Below are 357 nucleotides of genomic sequence, written 5' to 3'. Positions count from 1 at the left end.
GCACGAAGACGATGATCGAGACGAAGCGGTCGAACTGGTCGACACGCACCAGCGCCCGCACCCGCGGCCGTTCGATCAGGCCGAGGATGGCGAGGGCGTGCTTGCGCAGGATCGGCACCGGCACCTGGAACAGCTCGTCGCGCGGATAGCTCTCCAGGATGTTGATCAGCGCCTTGCCGGAGTGATCGTGCGGATCGAAGCCGGATTTCGAGATCACGGTCTCGGCCTTCGAGCGCAGATAGGGGATCTTCATCACCGAGCGCGTGTAGGCGGTGGAAGTGAACAGGCCGACGATGCGCAGCTCGCCGGCGAGCGCGCCTTTCGCCGTGTAGGTCTTGATGCCGATATAGTCGAGAT

At 63.6% G+C, this 357-nt stretch carries 1 protein-coding gene; it reads right to left on the bottom strand.

Annotated features, from left to right (window positions below):
• Window positions 1–357: NAD-glutamate dehydrogenase domain-containing protein (locus EN852_RS36650; RefSeq protein WP_135879746.1), on the bottom strand; the 357-nt coding region annotated here is incomplete at both ends.

Origin of the sequence: Mesorhizobium sp. M2E.F.Ca.ET.209.01.1.1 (assembly GCF_004010375.2) — a bacterium.
In the GTDB taxonomy this organism is placed as follows: Bacteria; Pseudomonadota; Alphaproteobacteria; order Rhizobiales; family Rhizobiaceae; genus Mesorhizobium.
Note: the sequence above shows the minus strand (reverse complement) of the source record. Positions and strands in the feature narration are given on the sequence as shown.